Source organism: Paraburkholderia sp. RL17-373-BIF-A, assembly GCF_046030175.1.
Classification (GTDB): Bacteria; Pseudomonadota; Gammaproteobacteria; order Burkholderiales; family Burkholderiaceae; genus Paraburkholderia.
Genome location: NZ_JARESO010000005.1, coordinates 15,550 through 30,186, shown reverse-complemented (window position 1 = coordinate 30,186; position 14,637 = coordinate 15,550). Strand labels below are relative to the sequence as shown.

Below are 14,637 nucleotides of genomic sequence, written 5' to 3'. Positions count from 1 at the left end.
AATGCACTCAGTCCAGCGTGGCTCGAGCGAGAAATGGGGCGAGGAGTTCCCGGGCGATCTCCGGCGTCACGACCTCGGAGGGTGCGAGCTTCTCGTAGGTGTAGCTCTCCGGGTCGTCGTAGATACGCTCCGCGATGAGCTTCGGCTTCGGCTCGTTCGTGTACGTGAAGATCTGGAAGAGGTGATGCGTCATCAGGTAGTGCGCCGCGGGGTCGGCGTCGATGCCGTGGTCCTTCAGGCACACGCCGGGCACGACGTGAGTCCATACGGCTTCCGTCGTGACGCCGTAGTCGTCGACGCCCATGTTCATGGTTCGTGCGCCCATCACGTTCTGGCGTGTTTCAGCGGCTTCGCGATAGAAACCTTCGACGGCCACCTTGCCCGTCAGGACGTGCATCTGGCGCCGGTCGCCAACGCGATACATCGGTTCCTCGACGGTGAGTTCAGGAACGATGATTTGATCCCAGTATCCCGCCACTTCCAGCAGCAAATGGCGCAAGTAGTTCTTTAACATGGCCCGATGATGCGGATTAGTCGTCTTGTGGAGAAATGCTTCGACTTCTCGGGGCCATTGGGTTACGTCGAACTTTGCGGGGACGTGCATCAACGTCAGCGCATCCGTTGTGGGCATTTCTCGGCCTGGCGCCGCCAGGGTGGCATATTTCATGACTAGCTCCTATGGGTTGCCCGTGGGTCTTCGGCCGGCGTCGTCGTACAGCGACAAGGGCGCAATGGATTCTGCCGTACCGTCGAATCTGATCGGTCGAGGTCACGAACGCAACGGCTACGTCGGCCTGTCAGAGACCAGTGATCGTGATTGAACTCGTTTCAAGTGATAGGAAGTATGGTTGCGCGCTGCATCCGCGTCCAACGATGAATACTGACATCGTGATCTCAAAGTCAGATCACGACGCCTCACTCCGGGTTGGCTGCCGGGCTTTTGTGCAGCGCAACCCTCACATTCAATATTGCGTCGTTGCCAGTGAGTGCCTCCCGAGTCTCGCGGCGAAAGTCTGGTCTTCGAGCGACGATCACCAACGCAGATCAAGCGCCCAATTTTTATCATTAGACAGTGATCGCGACCTCTCCGATAGTTTGTCGAAGCCACGTGCAAGGAACTTGGACGTGCAACCATTCCCGGAGACTGCCATGCAAATTCAACCAATGACAGACGAGCAGCGCAAAGCTATCGCGATAGAGTTCTTCAGACGCGTAGATCGTGGGGGCGACGTTCTTGAACTATTTGATGAGAAGGCCGAATTCTATTTTCCGAAATGGGGCGTCGCTCATGGTCGTGGAGAGATTGCCCAGTTTCTCGAAGACCTGAGCGGGATTCTCGCTGAGATTTCGCACGACATGGCCTATGCGAATTTTGTTCAGCAAGGCGATCGGGTGGTGGTCGAAGCCACGTCGTCCGGGAAGCTAAAGAGTGGCGCGGGGTGGCGTGCAGGGACCACACATGCCGGGCGATGGTGTGACGTATTAGAAATTCGCGACTTCCGGATTCAGCGCTGCTTCGTCTATCTTGATCCCGACTACGCGGGGGCCGACACGGAACGCTATCCATGGCTCGATGGCGAGCCCACGAGCCGATACTGAAGAGTGCTTGCTCTTGTCACGGGCTGCACGCTATCGAGGCTGGACGGTGCAAGCGCTGCAGTTTGCTATTTTCAACCGAGACGGAGGCAAGCTGGTTTGGCCTTAAGCACTTGACACGACGCTCGGAAGGCTATATTTCTCGACAGATACCATTCGGGAAGTCGATAAATGCTCGACGGCGTATCCATGGATCAGCTGCGTACTTTCATCGCTGCCGCGGACGAAGGAAGCTTCTCTGCGGCAGGACGCAAGCTTCGCAGGACACAGTCCGTGGTGAGCCAGACGCTCGCCAATCTGGAAAGCCAGATCAATGTGTCGTTGTTCGACCGCAGCGGTCGCTATCCGCGACTGACGGAGCAAGGTGCCGTATTGCTGTCACAGGCGCGGCTCGTCGTCGGCGGCATGGATGGTTTCAAGTCGACGGCGCGAGCAATCGCAGAAGGACTTGAACCGGAGCTTTCCGTCGTGGTGGACGTCATGTATCCGATGGACTCACTCACGGTGGCGGTTGGAGAATTCCGCGACGCGTTTCCTCACACTCCATTGCGGTTATATGTCGAAGCTTTGGGTGCGGTAGTGCAGCGAGTGCTGGAGCGCACGTGCAGGCTCGGCATTAGTGGTTCCATGCCGGCCGTGCCCGAAACGGTTGATGCCGAGAAGCTGCTCGATGTGCCGATGGTCACCGTTGCCGCTCCGAAACATCCGCTGGCATCGCTTAAGAGAGTGATCCGATCGCGCGAGTTAGAAGAGCATGTGCAGCTTGTACTGACGGATCGCACGCCGCTGACCGATGGGAAGTCGTTCGGGGTCTTCTCTCCGCAGATCTGGCGGTTATCGGATCTGGGCGCAAAGCATGCGTTTTTACGAGCGGGCCTCGGATGGGGACACATGCCTACGGCGATGGTGCATCCCGATCTGGCTTCAGGCGATCTGGTACCGCTGCGAATCGAAAACTTTCAACCCCGAACGCCGCCGATCGCCATGTATGCGATCTATCGCAGAGATACACCGCCGGGCCCTGCAGGCCGTTGGTTCCTCGGTCGACTAAAGCAAACCTCAAACGAAGACTGACGGTCGCGGCCGGGTGACGCCTCTTTATCACGGTTGTATTCCATCCAGGAACTCCACAAGCAGCGCGTTCACCATCTCAGGCGCTTCCTCTCATGAAGCCGCCCATTGACAAACCACCCAATACGGCCCGGTACTTCGAACTCAGAAAGTTCATCTGACGCCTGGACATTGTGTGGTCGATCGCATCTGCAAACCGCCGTGCGGAGATGTCCGTCGCAGGGAACCCATAAATCAACACGATGGGTTCCATTAAAATATATAGGCTTCCGTTGGGGTAGGTCAGCATCTAACCTTCGGTCATGTCATCCTCAAAAGGAAATTGTCATGGCGAATGTGTCTGATCTACTGGAAGCGGACAATCCCGTTGTCCGGCCGGCTAGTCTTCCGCGCGCCATTGTGGCGCGTACTCAGGGGCGCCGCCACGGGCCGGTCACGCGCATCGTCAGTCCCGCCGAACTGGGCGAACTGATCAAGCCGTTCGTGTTCCTGGACTACTTCGATTTCACGCCGTCGAGCGACGCACTGTTTCCAATGCATCCGCATTCGGGTATCGCGACGATCACGGTCCTGCTCTCTGGCAACCTGAGTTACGAAGACACAACGGGCGCGTCGGGCGTGTTGTCCGCGGGCAGCGTTGAATGGATGAACGCGGGCAACGGCATCTGGCACGACGCCAGTCCCGCGGACCTCGAGCGCTTTCATGGTTACCAGATGTGGGTGGCGTTGCCGCGCGAAGTCGAGAATGGGGAACCGCAAACCCGATATCTTCCCGCGCAGGCCATCCCGCGTGTCGGTCCTGCACGCGTTATTCTCGGCAGCTACAGGGGCACGCACAGCCCGGTGTTGTCTCCTGATGGAATCAACTATCTGCATGTACGGCTCAGGGCAGGCGAGCAATGGCGTTATGTGCCGCCCGCAGGACATACAGTGGCCTGGACCCATGTGCATCGGGGCGCGCTTTGCGTCGCCGGTGAGCGTCTGCGTAGCGAGCTCGCGGTCTTCAACGAGTCCGAAGACGCTCTCGACTTCATCGCGGACACCGACTCCGAATTCATTTTCGCGTCCGCGGTAAAACACCCGCATGAGCTGGTGCTCGGCTACTACTCGGTGCACACATCAGAGGCCGCGTTGCAAGCGGGAGAAGCCCAGATCGCACGAATTGGCGAACAGCTTCGCTTTCGCGGCCGCATCCGGTAGTCACCCAAGCAGTCCCCTTGGCATTCCTCTCTTTTTCTTAAACTTAAGGCACTTGTTATGAACTCAACCTCTGCAAATTCTTACCCGACTCTTCCGCTGATTGGGCGCATCCTCATCGCTGCCATCTTTCTCGTGAGCGGCCTTAGCAAACTCGCGGCGCCGGGAGCGACCATCGGCTACATCGGGTCGCTGGGATTGCCCGTGCCGCTACTCGGTTATCTCGGCTCGATGGCGCTTGAGCTGGTTGGCAGCGTTCTGCTGATCGTCGGCTATCGCACGAGACTCGTTGCCGTGCTGCTGGCCGTATATTCGATTATTACCGCACTGATCTTCCACCACGCGCTTGGCGACCAGAACCAGATGTTCCACTTTCTCAAGAACGTCGCGATGGCCGGCGGTTTGATTCAGGTCGCGGCTTATGGTGCAGGCGCATTCAGCTTTGATAACCGTCGCGAACTGCCGGTGGCGGGTACCGCACAGTAACGACGCTCGGGGCGGCCCTGGGTCGTCGCGGTAATACATCTGTAGCACCCCTGCGGCGCCATGACGGTCCGCTTCATCACCCAAAGGAGATTGCGATGGCCAAGGTACTGGTTCTCTACTATTCGTCGTACGGACATATCGAGCAGATGGCTGAGGCCGTCGCGCAAGGCGCCCGCAGTGCGGGCGCGCAGGTCGACGTCAAGCGCGTACCGGAAACGGTGCCTGAGGAGGTCGCCAAAGGCGCGCATTTCAAGCTCGACCAGGCCGCTCCGATCGCAACCGTCGCCGACCTCGAGAACTACGACGCAATCGTTGTGGGTACCGGCACCCGTTATGGTCGCATGTCGTCCCAGATGGCCGCGTTCCTCGATCAGACCGGTGGTTTGTGGATGTGTGGGGCACTTAACGGCAAGGTTGGTGGCGCCTTCGCGTCGACTGCCACCCAGCACGGCGGACAGGAAACCACGCTTTTTTCGATCATCACGAACCTGATGCATCTCGGCATGGTTATCGTTGGCCTGCCTTATAGCCATCAGGGGCAGATGAACATGAGCGAGATCGTCGGCGGCGCGCCTTATGGCGCAACCACCGTCGCTTCCGGCGACGGGTCGCGTCAGCCGAGTGAAATCGATCTGGCCGGCGCACGCCACCAAGGCGAACTGGTGGCGAAGACGGCGGCGAAGCTGTTCGGCTAACGATTTCCTGGCAAGTCTTTGAGTGAGCCACGCATTGTCGCCCGACGAAAGACGACAATATATCGTTATGCTAATGAAGAGTCCTATCAAGGATTGCGTGTGAGGAATCACCGTGGTCGCGAATAGCGCGTTGAGCCTGGCCGGTGGCAAGTTGCGTGATCGGCCAGATGCTGGTGGTCGACGGAAGGATGATCATTTGTGGCCTCGAGTTGCCGTGACCGGCCCCTGGAGTTGTGGACTGAAAACACTCGCATTTCAACTGTTCTGGAGCATCACATGACCCGTAGCAACCCAAGCGAAGAAGCAAAGGCTGTAGTTCGCCGCAATACCGAAGAGGTACAAGGCGGCGGTAACTTCGACGTATTCGAAGAACTGTTCGCGGACGACTTCGTCGACCACACGCCACAGCCGAACTGCACGCCAGATAAGAATGGCGCACGCGGCCTCTATCACGCGCTGCGTGCCGCGTTCCCCGACTTCCACGCGAATATCCATTGGCAGGTTGCCGACGGCGATCTGGTGACAACCTACAAGACGTATCACGGCACACACGAAGGCACGTTCCTCGGCGTGCCGCCCACCGGTCGAAAGATCCATTTTGAAACAGTCGACGCGATGCGCGTGCGCAACGGCAAGATCGCGGAGCACTGGGGTGTTGCCAACCTTTTCTCGGTGATGCAGCAACTCGGTGCTTTTCCTGCAGGCGAGACGAAGGCGTGAAGAACCGGCTGTGCCTACGTAGCGTCGTCGTGATGCCCGCTACGCACCGCTAGACTGTCGGTTCAGTACATACAGCTAAGTTAGCGTATTTATAAGGATACCAAATTGAGCGATATTCTTAAGGACAAGGTCGTGCTGGTCACCGGTGCGGCTAGCGGAATTGGCCGGGCCATTGCGATTAGTGCAGCGCGGCATGGAGCGAAGGCAGTGATCGTCTCAGACGTCACTGAAATCCCGCACGAGGGCGGCAGACCGACCACCGCCGAGATTGAAGAACTGGGTGTGCGCACGCGGTTTCAGCGCACCGACGTGACGCAGCACGGTGAAGTCGACGCGCTGGTCGATGCGTCGGCTGAGTTCGGTGGAGTCGACGTGATGGTTTGCAACGCCGGCATCACGCTGCGCGAGGACGGTCCCGAGGTCGCCGAGAGCGACTACCGGAGGCTAATGGCGGTCAATCTCGACGGCGTGCTTTTCGGTGCGCAAGCGGCGGCGCGTCAGATGAAGGCGCGCGGCAAGCCAGGCAGCATCGTGTTGATGGCGAGCATGGGCGGTATCGCGGGCGCCGGAATGACGGTCGCTTACTCCACCAGCAAGGGTGGCGTCGTGCTGATGGCGAAGGCTCTCGCAGATGCACTCGGGCCTGACGCTATCCGCGTCAACGCGGTTTGCCCCGGCACGATCGACACGCATTTGCTGCGCACCAATCCCGGCATTGCCGCAGCCTCGGAAGGCTTTCGGCAACGCACTCCGCTGCGCCGTCTTGGGAAGCCGTCAGAAATTGGCGACGCCGTTGCGTGGCTCGGTTCGGACATGTCGAGCTATGTCACCGGCATTGCGTTGCTTGTTGATGGCGGCCTGCTCTCGGTCATCTGATACGTCACCGCGGCTGTACATGTACGGTCGTTTAATCAGGAGTTACCTATGAAAGCTATACGTGCCTACGCCTATGGCGGGCCCGATCGTTTGACGCTGGAAGATATCCCTGACCCCGTCCCGGGCGAGGGCGAAGTGTTGATCGACGTCGCGGCGAGCGGCGTCAACCCGGTCGATTGGAAAATTCTGGAGGGCAGGATGAAAGCCTTCCTGCCGCTGCCACTGCCTTATACACCGGGCGTCGAAGTGTCGGGAAAGATTTCTGCGCTGGGTGCTGGGGTCAAGGGCTTCGCCGTGGGAGACGAAGTCTTCGGTTTCATCGGTATCGTCGGCGGCTATGCCACCAGAGTGGTTGCCTCTGCTGAACGCCTGGCGTCGGTGCCGAAAAAGCTCTCGTTGCTTGAAGCGGCAGGGGTGCCAGCGGCCGCGTTGACGGCATGGCAGGCGTTGCACGAGCACGCCGGTGTTAAGCCGGGTCAGCGCGTGCTGATTCACGGCGCCGCGGGCGGAGTAGGCAGCATGGCGGTGCAGTTGGCCAGAATCGCCGGCGCGGAGGTAATCGGAACAGCGTCGTCCGGCAATCTCGAGTACGTCAGACAGCTGGGTGCGATGCAGGTCATCGACTACCGGAGCGAGAGCTTCGAAGAGAGCGTGTCGGCCGTGGACATCGTCCTGGATCTGGTTGGCGGCGAAACGCAGGATCGTTCCTGGTCGTTGTTAAAAGCTGGCGGCATCCTGGTGTCGCCGGTCAGCCCGCCAGACGCCGAGCGTGCCAGGTCAAGAGGTGTGGTAGGGAAGCATTTCGCCACCCGATCCGACGGCAAGCAGTTGGCTGCGATCGCAGCACACTTTGACTCCGGCGAAATCATGGTCGACGTCGAGACGGTCTTTCCGCTGTCGCGTGCCGCCGATGCGTTGCAAAAGAACCTGACCGGTCATGCGCGCGGCAAACTCGTGCTCGACGCGGCTCGCTAATCCCGCTTGGCCGCTCTACGGAAGCACGGCTACCGTCAATTGCCCGGCGGGCCGCCGTCTATTGGCCACGGTTCATCTCGTGGGGAAAGCGCCTGAAAGCGCGGACCTTCGATGGGACTTTCGCAACCTTATGTCGCTCTCTCATCATGGACCTGCGTAGACTTCGGTATTTCACGGCGGTTGCCGAAGAGCTGCATTTCGGCCGGGCCGCACAGCGTATGCACGTCGTGCAGTCAGCGGTGAGCCATCAGGTGAAACTGCTTGAAGAAGAGCTCGGATTTTCGCTGCTGGAGCGTTCACGCCACAACGTCAGGCTCACGGTTCCCGGCGAGATATTTTTACCTGAAGCACGCGATCTGCTGCGTCGGGCCGATGAAGCGATGCGCCGCGCCCGTGAGTCGGCCGATGGTACGGTCGGGCGGCTGGCGATCGGCTTCGTTGATAACGTACTGTGGTCCATACTGCCGCCGATACTCCGAGACTTTCGCCAGCGGTGGCCACAGGTCGAATTGACGCTGCATCCGCTCGATCGAAGCGCGCAAATCGAGGCGATTCGGACGTCAGCCATCGATATAGGGATCATGCCCTCGCCGTCGCCAGGCCATGCTCTCAAGTCTGCAAAACTTGCCACGGGCCCTTTGGTGGCGGCCATCCCGCAGGGTCATCCGCTCGCCGCACGGCCGACGCTTTCAATCGTCGAACTAGCGAACGAGCCGTTTGTTCTGTTTCCCCGCAAAATGAACAGCAGGATTCTGGAAATCATCGTTGCGTGCTGCGCTTCGGCCGGGTTTGCGCCTCGAATCGTCCAGGAGGCCGAACAGCTCCACACTCTGCTCGCGCTCGTTAGCGCGGGCCTGGGCGTTACGCTGGTGCCTCAGTGGGTTGCGCGGGTCCAGCAACCCGACGTCGTCTACATCCCTCTTGACGAACTGCTCACGCCTTATGAGCTGATCGTCGCATGGAATTCCAACACGGACAATCCGGCGGTCGCGAACTTTCGTGAGATCTCAGCCGGAATCGCCGGTCAGATGCTTCTCCAACCACAGGACCGATAGATCGTATCGGCCCTTTCTCCGAGTTTTGAATGCGGGTGATTAGCTATCGAGATCGCGTAGTTATTTTTAATCGTTAGACAGCGATCACCGCAACCCCGATAGTTTGCAGCAATGCGAAACGCAAACACGGAGGCAACAAAGTTCTGAAGCCTCCCCACGATTGACGCTTCGGTTCTGGCTTGAACCATCGGCGACAAAAGATTCTAAACCCTTAGATACCGGCATCTTGCAATGTTGGGGGGAATTCTTACGCCCGAAATTGAAGAATGTGGCGATGGTGTGCCTAAGTCATCAAGCAGGAGCGTAACTGATCCAATTTTCTTTTGAGGAAAATGGATTTCTAAATTGGTAGTGGTACTAAATAAAAAAGTTGACCACAGCTTCCGCGCGACGGAGAGTTCCCGCTAAAAAAAACGAAATACACGGGGATGCAAAGAGTTTCGAAATGGCAATTCTAAACGGAGGGGACTTTTGATGAAGAGGCAGATGTTCGCCGGCCTGGTGGCCGGGACGTTTGCGGTTTGTGGGCATGCCGAATCGAGTGTAACGCTCTATGGCATTCTCGACACCGCAATCGAGTTCACCAACCATTGGCCTGTCAATCCCGGCCAGTCGGGGACGAGCGGTGATCGCTGGTCAATGGCCGATGGGGCTCGCTCGGGTGGCTCACGCTGGGGTCTGACTGGCAATGAGGACCTTGGAGGCGGTCTGAAGGCGGAATTCCAGGTGGAAAGCGGGTTTCTGGTTCCTAACGGCGCTCTGATGCAGGAATTTTTTGGCCGTAGCGCGTGGGTGGGTCTGACATCGCCGAAGGCTGGCACACTTCGCTTTGGTCGGCAATACACATCGCTCGTGGATGCGCTTTACCCGTCGTCGCCGACGGACCTCTCGGGAACTTACGAGCCGGTCGTTGCGGAAGTGGGCTCCAATCTTTGGGAGAGCAATGTCGTCAAATACAAAAACTCTTTCGGACCAGTGACGCTGACGGGGCACTACTCCTTTAGCAATCTTGCAGGGCAGTTCTCGAATGGTTCGGGTTACGGCGGTGCGGCCGCATACGATAACGGCACACTCTCCGTAAGCTTGGGATATGACAACCTTCATCGTTCTGAGGGGATTGGCAGTAACTATGCGCGGTTCGAAAAGGCGGCTATCGGTATTACCTATTCGACCGCCGCGCTGAAGTTCATGGGGGGATACCGGTACGGAAAGAACGATCCGCTCGCCGGGTACGCCGCACGCGACGATTACTTCTGGGTGGCTACGCGCTACCTGTTCGCGGTCGACAAGATACTGACCCTTGCGTACTACTACGACCGCATTCAGACGGCGACCGGAGCGAATGGCGAGGTGACGAGGCCGGCCAGCCCGCAGCAAATTATGGCCATCGGCGATTACCTGTTATCGAAGCGCACCGACTTGTACGTCGTGGTGGGTTATTCGCGTCACTCAGCGCTTAACTTCGACTCATACAACGGCACGTCTGCAGCCTACCGGACGGCGTCCGCCGACAGCAGTCAGACCGGTGTGCAGATCGGCGTGCGGCATTCGTTCTAAGGCGAAAAGACGTCAGACCGGCCGCTTGACGAATGGCGGTCTGTATCGGGAAGGCGTTGCTGTGGCGGTGCCTCCCTAATGGACGGTATCGCCATTTGACTCGCGAGTTGATGGGTGAATCCAGGCAGGTCTCAAACATCTCCAACAAAGTGAAAAGCAAAATGAGAGCAATCGTACGATTTGGATTGGTGGCCGCGTTGTCAGCTGCCATCGCACCGTTGGCGGCATTTGCACAGGACGGTAACAACGGTGCAGCGGTCGCGTCGGCGGCTGCGGGCAGCGCATCGAGCGCAAAATCGATCAGGGCCGCTAATCGCAAGCTCGCCAAAAATGTGCGAACTGCAATGGCGAAGGCAAAGGGGATCGACATGACGCAGTTGTTCGTCTACGCGAAGGCTGGCGCGATAACGTTGTCTGGTTCTGTGCCGAAGAGTGATCAGGTGGATCGCGCTGGAGAGATCGCCAGGAGCGTGCCTGGCGTCTCTTCAGTCGACAATCGGCTCAGTGTATATGCGATAGAGCGGTAATCGCAGACCGGCCGTTGCTTGGCGCGCACCTGCCTTGGCTTTAAATGTCCGTAGTCCGACTATTGCGCGTCCGCCGAAACTCCCGGCTGGCCAGATTGCGATGAGCCGCTGGTCGACGGACCATAGTTGCTGGATGTTGCTTGCACAGCGACTTTCTGCCGGGCGACCTGAGCCTCCGCAGCCTGAAGGTTCGCGGGGTAGTAAGGACCGGTGGAGGCGCCCTTAAAACCGGCGGCCTCGAGTTGACCGAGTTCTGCACGCACCTGAGCACGTGTGACAGGCGGCGAAGATTGCTGGGCGAAGGACAGAACCGGAACGGCCAGAGCGGATGCGGCGATTAGCAGATTGATGAAGGGTTTCATGGAGGCAGTCTGGATGTTTTGGTTTAGCGCTGTAGACGTCCGTGTCTGCAGTCAGTGATCGTAGTGTAATAGGGGTTACCACTACCGCGCATCATTTCTTGCCGGGAAAGATCGTTGCGGTTTCGGCGCAAATCGAACGTCCCCGATAGGCCAATCCGGATCCTCCGTGTCAAACGGATATTAAAGATAGTTCGCATTACATAATTAGGATAGGGAGTGCGAGTTCGACCCGTTTGACTGGTAATCACTTATCGAGATCAGGCGGTCGATTTTTATCGTTGGACAGTGATCACGGCCGAGTCGATAGTTAGTAACAGCACAAAATCGAGTAGGAGACGAAGATGATCGATGTACTTTCGGCGGCGGGCATAGCCGCTCACGCATATCACAAGGGCGCGTCCAAATTCGCGAGCCGCTTTGACGGGATCTTGTGCGAAGTGGATCGCCAGTCGTCGCGTGTTGTTGATCCGGCGTCAGGCGATCCCGACTATAGGAGCGCATCGGGCAGATTCGACGCTGTTGTTGCCGACAAGTTGCTTCACGCGCAAATGCCGGCGTTCGTACGTGCGATGCCGTCCAACCAGAAGGACTTCCAATGAACATCACCCCTCCGCTGGCGCCCTCAACGGTAGCGCAGTCTCATGCTGAGTCGTCGAAAAGCTATGAATGGAAGGCTGTCACGCTGATGGCTCTCGGCATGGGCCTGGTCGGCATAGATCGCTTCCTGATTGTGCCGTTGATGCCGGTACTGATGCGCGATTTGAAGCTCGACTACCAGGACCTTGGGCATATCACGGGAGCATTGGCGCTCGCATGGGGCTTGTCTGCACTGCTGACGGGCAATCTCTCGGACAGGATCGGCTTCAAGAGAGTCATCGTACCGGCCATGGTCGGATTTTCGTTGCTGGCAGGTCTCGGTGGCCTGGCGACGGGGGTCGGCAGCCTGATTGCCATCCGCGCTTTCATGGGGGTAGCCGAAGGTGCCTTCACGCCTGCTAGCATCATTGCAACGATGGATGCGTCGCCACCGAGCCGGCACGGACGCAACGTCGGGATCCAGCAAATGATGCCGGCTCTGCTCGGGCTTGGTCTCACCCCGATCGTGGTGACGCAACTTCTCAAGGTGATGAGCTGGCCTTGGATTTTCCTGCTTGTAGCATTTCCGGGTCTCGTTGTAGCGTTCCTCGCGCAACGGGTATTGCGCCGACCGTCTCCGACTGAAATTGCGAAGCACACGGCGACGCACGATACTGGCCAGCATCGCTGGTATGAGGTATTTCGCTATCGCAATGTACCGCTTGGCATCATCTGCATGCTGTGCTGGCTCGCTTGCCAGATCGTCATTGCTGCGCTGTTCCCCAATTATCTCGTGGACTATTTGCATCTCGACATGCAGCAGATGGGTTTCATTCTTTCGTCGCTAGGCTTCGGCGGGGCGATCGGCGCTCTCGTGCTGCCGGCCCTTTCGGACCGCGTCGGCCGCAAGCCCGTCATGCTGTTTTCAACGGCGGGCGTATTTCTGTCGCTGTGGATTTTCCTGCGAACGGGGGCGGCGCCGGTTCCGTTGTTCATCTGCCTGATGATCGCGATGGGTTGTCTGTACAGCCTGATCACGCTGACCGTCGGTCCGGTCGCAGCGGAAGCCGTGCCGGTCCAGTTGATGTCCACGGCATCGGGCATGATCATCGGTATTGGTGAGGTCTTTGGCGGTGGTGTGGCACCTGCGTATGCCGGTTATCTGGCCAAGCATTTCGGCATCGAGCATGCGGTGACCATGCCGCTTTGGACAATCTGCGCTGGAGCCATTGCAGTCGCAGCGTTGAAGGAAACAGCTCCTGCGCGGATTTTCAATAAACGTGGAATCGATCCGGAAGAGAACGAGGGAAATGATGCCCGCCAACTCTGAAAAGATGAGTGTGATAGCGACGCCGGAGCGCGAGGCTTTCTACGAACGGATCGGCCAGAAGAACCTCGCGCCGCTATGGACGTCGCTGAATGAATTGATTACGCCCGAACCACGGAGCAAATGCGTGCCGGCTCACTGGCGTTTCGCGGACGTCCGCGCGGCCATGATGGAGGCGGGCGACATCATCACCGCAAAAGAAGCCGAACGGCGCGTGCTCGTGCTAGAGAACCCCGGCCTGCGTGGTGAATCGAAGATCACAACCGATCTGTATGCGGGGGTGCAACTGGTCCTTCCCGGTGAGGTCGCACCCGCGCACCGTCACGCGCAGACGGCGCTTCGTTTTGTGATGGAAGGCGGTGGCGCTCACACATCGGTGAATGGCGAACGCACAATGATGAACGAAGGGGATTTCATCATCACGCCGCCGATGGCGTGGCACGATCATGGCAATGAAAGCGACAGCCCGATTTTCTGGCTGGATGGTCTGGACATACCGGTGGTGAAGTTTGTGAACGCGTCGTTTGCCGAGCATCTCGGGGAGGACGAGCAACCAATTACGCGCCCCGTCGGCGACAGTGACGTCCGCTATGGGGCCAATCTGCTTCCGGTAGACCATCGTCCTGGCGGTGGAACCTCGCCGATCTTCAACTATCCTTATACACGGACACGCGAAGCGCTTGAGCGGATGCGCCGCGCGAACGCGTGGGATCCCTGTCATGGGTTGAAGATGAGATACGTCAACCCAAACAACGGAAAGTATGCGATGGCGACGATGGCTACCTTCATGCAGTTGCTGCCCAAAGGGTTTTCGACGGAGGCGTACCGTTCAACTGATGCGACAGTCTTTGTGCCTATCGAAGGGCGAGGCCGCAGTCGGATTGGAAACGACATCTCCGTGGAGTGGAGCAAGCGGGATATCTTTGTCGTCCCGTCCTGGCATCACGTGCGGCACGAAGCAGGCGAGGACAGCGTCTTGTTCTCTTTTTCCGACCGGCCCATACAGGAGGCGCTTTATCTGTTCAGAGAGGAAAGGGGCGCAGCCTGAATCGCCTCAGGCGAGAGTGCGTCGCGACGCGACAATGCCAGGTGTTTGTTAGCGATGCAGCTAGACCCGCCCTGCTAAAGATCGGCTGCGGATAGCTCTACCCGCTCCCCAGTCGCCGGCAACGTTTTTTGCTGGACTGCCTGCAATATTCGCAGTCTGCCGAGTTCGAAAGCGAGCGTCAGTTGCCTCGGAGTCTCGCTCGCAGCTCCGAGCTTTTCACGAACCGTTTCGGCAGGCAAGGCAAAGGCACAATATCCCCAGCCGAAGCCATAGGCGTAAAACCACATAGCCGCGTCGCGGGAAATGATAGGTGAGGTTAGGGCGGTACCGGGATGGTCCATGACAATATCCGTCATTTCGACAAGCGGAGCCTTATTCTCGCATGGCGTCGGTTTGTCGGTACGAAACCGCTTGAGACGCCGGGTCGCCAGCCGGTGGCTGCTCGGCGATGATTCGGCGTGGCCGCCAGCCGTCCTCCCTAAGCCTCCATGAATCGCGTGCTGATACATACCTTCGATATAAATGTCCATGCGTCTCGAGAACAAATAGACGGCTTGCACGTTGACCTG

Annotated in this window: 17 protein-coding genes; 14 read left to right on the top strand and 3 right to left on the bottom strand. The window is 58.4% G+C overall.

Annotated elements, in window-relative coordinates:
• Window positions 1–7: 7 nt before the first annotated feature.
• Entirely contained in the window at window positions 8–667 is a 660-nt protein-coding gene (locus P0D80_RS07595; RefSeq protein ID WP_132374069.1) for a hypothetical protein, read from the bottom strand.
• Between the two features lie 482 nt (window positions 668–1,149).
• Between P0D80_RS07595 and P0D80_RS07590 the strand changes: the two genes are divergently transcribed.
• From P0D80_RS07590 to P0D80_RS07540, 11 genes are all read left to right on the top strand, one after another.
• On the top strand, window positions 1,150–1,599 hold the full coding sequence (locus P0D80_RS07590; RefSeq protein WP_408175980.1) for a nuclear transport factor 2 family protein: 450 nt from the start codon (window positions 1,150–1,152) through the stop codon (window positions 1,597–1,599).
• Window positions 1,600–1,767: 168 nt separating this feature from the next.
• On the top strand, window positions 1,768–2,670 hold the full coding sequence (locus tag P0D80_RS07585) for a LysR family transcriptional regulator (RefSeq protein ID WP_132374071.1): 903 nt from the start codon (window positions 1,768–1,770) through the stop codon (window positions 2,668–2,670).
• 324 nt (window positions 2,671–2,994) lie between these two features.
• Window positions 2,995–3,867 carry a pirin family protein gene (locus P0D80_RS07580; protein ID WP_408282582.1) on the top strand — a complete coding sequence of 291 codons (873 nt, stop codon included), beginning with the start codon at window positions 2,995–2,997 and terminating at the stop codon, window positions 3,865–3,867.
• A gap of 57 nt (window positions 3,868–3,924) precedes the next feature.
• Window positions 3,925–4,350: a DoxX family protein gene (locus tag P0D80_RS07575; protein ID WP_408176185.1), complete on the top strand. Its 426-nt coding sequence runs from the start codon at window positions 3,925–3,927 to the stop codon at window positions 4,348–4,350.
• Between the two features lie 95 nt (window positions 4,351–4,445).
• Window positions 4,446–5,045 carry an NAD(P)H:quinone oxidoreductase gene (gene wrbA / locus P0D80_RS07570; protein ID WP_408282580.1) on the top strand — a complete coding sequence of 200 codons (600 nt, stop codon included), beginning with the start codon at window positions 4,446–4,448 and terminating at the stop codon, window positions 5,043–5,045.
• A 276-nt stretch (window positions 5,046–5,321) separates the two neighbouring features.
• Window positions 5,322–5,765, top strand: a complete 444-nt coding sequence (locus P0D80_RS07565) for an ester cyclase (RefSeq protein ID WP_408175986.1) — start codon at window positions 5,322–5,324, stop codon at window positions 5,763–5,765.
• A 105-nt stretch (window positions 5,766–5,870) separates the two neighbouring features.
• A complete protein-coding gene (locus tag P0D80_RS07560; protein WP_408175988.1) occupies window positions 5,871–6,641 on the top strand; it encodes an SDR family oxidoreductase in 771 nt (256 codons plus the stop codon).
• A 90-nt stretch (window positions 6,642–6,731) separates the two neighbouring features.
• Window positions 6,732–7,616 (top strand): NADP-dependent oxidoreductase, encoded by an 885-nt coding sequence (locus tag P0D80_RS07555; protein WP_408282576.1) that lies wholly within the window; start codon window positions 6,732–6,734, stop codon window positions 7,614–7,616.
• 146 nt (window positions 7,617–7,762) lie between these two features.
• Complete coding sequence (locus P0D80_RS07550; RefSeq protein WP_408282574.1) at window positions 7,763–8,671, top strand: LysR family transcriptional regulator; 909 nt, start codon at window positions 7,763–7,765, stop codon at window positions 8,669–8,671.
• A 474-nt stretch (window positions 8,672–9,145) separates the two neighbouring features.
• On the top strand, window positions 9,146–10,228 hold the full coding sequence (locus P0D80_RS07545) for a porin (protein WP_408282571.1): 1,083 nt from the start codon (window positions 9,146–9,148) through the stop codon (window positions 10,226–10,228).
• 110 nt (window positions 10,229–10,338) lie between these two features.
• On the top strand, window positions 10,339–10,755 hold the full coding sequence (locus P0D80_RS07540; RefSeq protein WP_408282568.1) for a BON domain-containing protein: 417 nt from the start codon (window positions 10,339–10,341) through the stop codon (window positions 10,753–10,755).
• A gap of 59 nt (window positions 10,756–10,814) precedes the next feature.
• On the opposite strand, the gene P0D80_RS07535 is transcribed toward P0D80_RS07540, so the two are convergent.
• On the bottom strand, window positions 10,815–11,117 hold the full coding sequence (locus P0D80_RS07535; protein WP_408282566.1) for a DUF4148 domain-containing protein: 303 nt from the start codon (window positions 11,115–11,117) through the stop codon (window positions 10,815–10,817).
• A gap of 341 nt (window positions 11,118–11,458) precedes the next feature.
• Here P0D80_RS07535 and P0D80_RS07530 point away from each other — a divergent pair, with 341 nt between their 5' ends.
• The 3 genes from P0D80_RS07530 to gtdA all read left to right on the top strand — a co-directional run bounded on the left by P0D80_RS07530 (window position 11,459) and on the right by gtdA (window position 14,068).
• Window positions 11,459–11,716 carry a hypothetical protein gene (locus P0D80_RS07530; protein ID WP_408282563.1) on the top strand — a complete coding sequence of 86 codons (258 nt, stop codon included), beginning with the start codon at window positions 11,459–11,461 and terminating at the stop codon, window positions 11,714–11,716.
• A 98-nt stretch (window positions 11,717–11,814) separates the two neighbouring features.
• Window positions 11,815–13,023, top strand: a complete 1,209-nt coding sequence (locus P0D80_RS07525; RefSeq protein ID WP_408282560.1) for an MFS transporter — start codon at window positions 11,815–11,817, stop codon at window positions 13,021–13,023.
• On the top strand, window positions 13,004–14,068 hold the full coding sequence (gene gtdA, locus P0D80_RS07520; RefSeq protein ID WP_408282557.1) for a gentisate 1,2-dioxygenase: 1,065 nt from the start codon (window positions 13,004–13,006) through the stop codon (window positions 14,066–14,068). Before P0D80_RS07525 ends, gtdA begins: the two co-directional genes overlap by 20 nt.
• Before the next feature lie 74 nt (window positions 14,069–14,142).
• Here the strand turns inward: gtdA and P0D80_RS07515 are convergent, their stop codons facing one another.
• Window positions 14,143–14,598, bottom strand: coding sequence for a hypothetical protein (locus P0D80_RS07515; protein ID WP_408282552.1), 456 nt, complete (start codon window positions 14,596–14,598; stop codon window positions 14,143–14,145).
• Between the last annotated feature and the right edge of the window lie 39 nt (window positions 14,599–14,637).

Coding starts and splice junctions, on each gene's coding strand:
- P0D80_RS07550 (WP_408282574.1), top strand. CDS start 7,763: ATGGACCTGCGTAGACTTCGGTATTTCACGGCGGTTGCCGAAGAGCTG.
- P0D80_RS07525 (WP_408282560.1), top strand. CDS start 11,815: ATGGGCCTGGTCGGCATAGATCGCTTCCTGATTGTGCCGTTGATGCCG.
- P0D80_RS07530 (WP_408282563.1), top strand. CDS start 11,459: ATGATCGATGTACTTTCGGCGGCGGGCATAGCCGCTCACGCATATCAC.
- P0D80_RS07545 (WP_408282571.1), top strand. CDS start 9,146: ATGAAGAGGCAGATGTTCGCCGGCCTGGTGGCCGGGACGTTTGCGGTT.
- P0D80_RS07565 (WP_408175986.1), top strand. CDS start 5,322: ATGACCCGTAGCAACCCAAGCGAAGAAGCAAAGGCTGTAGTTCGCCGC.
- P0D80_RS07580 (WP_408282582.1), top strand. CDS start 2,995: ATGGCGAATGTGTCTGATCTACTGGAAGCGGACAATCCCGTTGTCCGG.
- wrbA (WP_408282580.1), top strand. CDS start 4,446: ATGGCCAAGGTACTGGTTCTCTACTATTCGTCGTACGGACATATCGAG.
- P0D80_RS07515 (WP_408282552.1), bottom strand. CDS start 14,598: ATGGACATTTATATCGAAGGTATGTATCAGCACGCGATTCATGGAGGC.
- P0D80_RS07595 (WP_132374069.1), bottom strand. CDS start 667: ATGAAATATGCCACCCTGGCGGCGCCAGGCCGAGAAATGCCCACAACG.
- P0D80_RS07535 (WP_408282566.1), bottom strand. CDS start 11,117: ATGAAACCCTTCATCAATCTGCTAATCGCCGCATCCGCTCTGGCCGTT.
- P0D80_RS07585 (WP_132374071.1), top strand. CDS start 1,768: ATGCTCGACGGCGTATCCATGGATCAGCTGCGTACTTTCATCGCTGCC.
- P0D80_RS07540 (WP_408282568.1), top strand. CDS start 10,339: ATGGGTGAATCCAGGCAGGTCTCAAACATCTCCAACAAAGTGAAAAGC.
- P0D80_RS07575 (WP_408176185.1), top strand. CDS start 3,925: ATGAACTCAACCTCTGCAAATTCTTACCCGACTCTTCCGCTGATTGGG.
- gtdA (WP_408282557.1), top strand. CDS start 13,004: ATGATGCCCGCCAACTCTGAAAAGATGAGTGTGATAGCGACGCCGGAG.
- P0D80_RS07590 (WP_408175980.1), top strand. CDS start 1,150: ATGCAAATTCAACCAATGACAGACGAGCAGCGCAAAGCTATCGCGATA.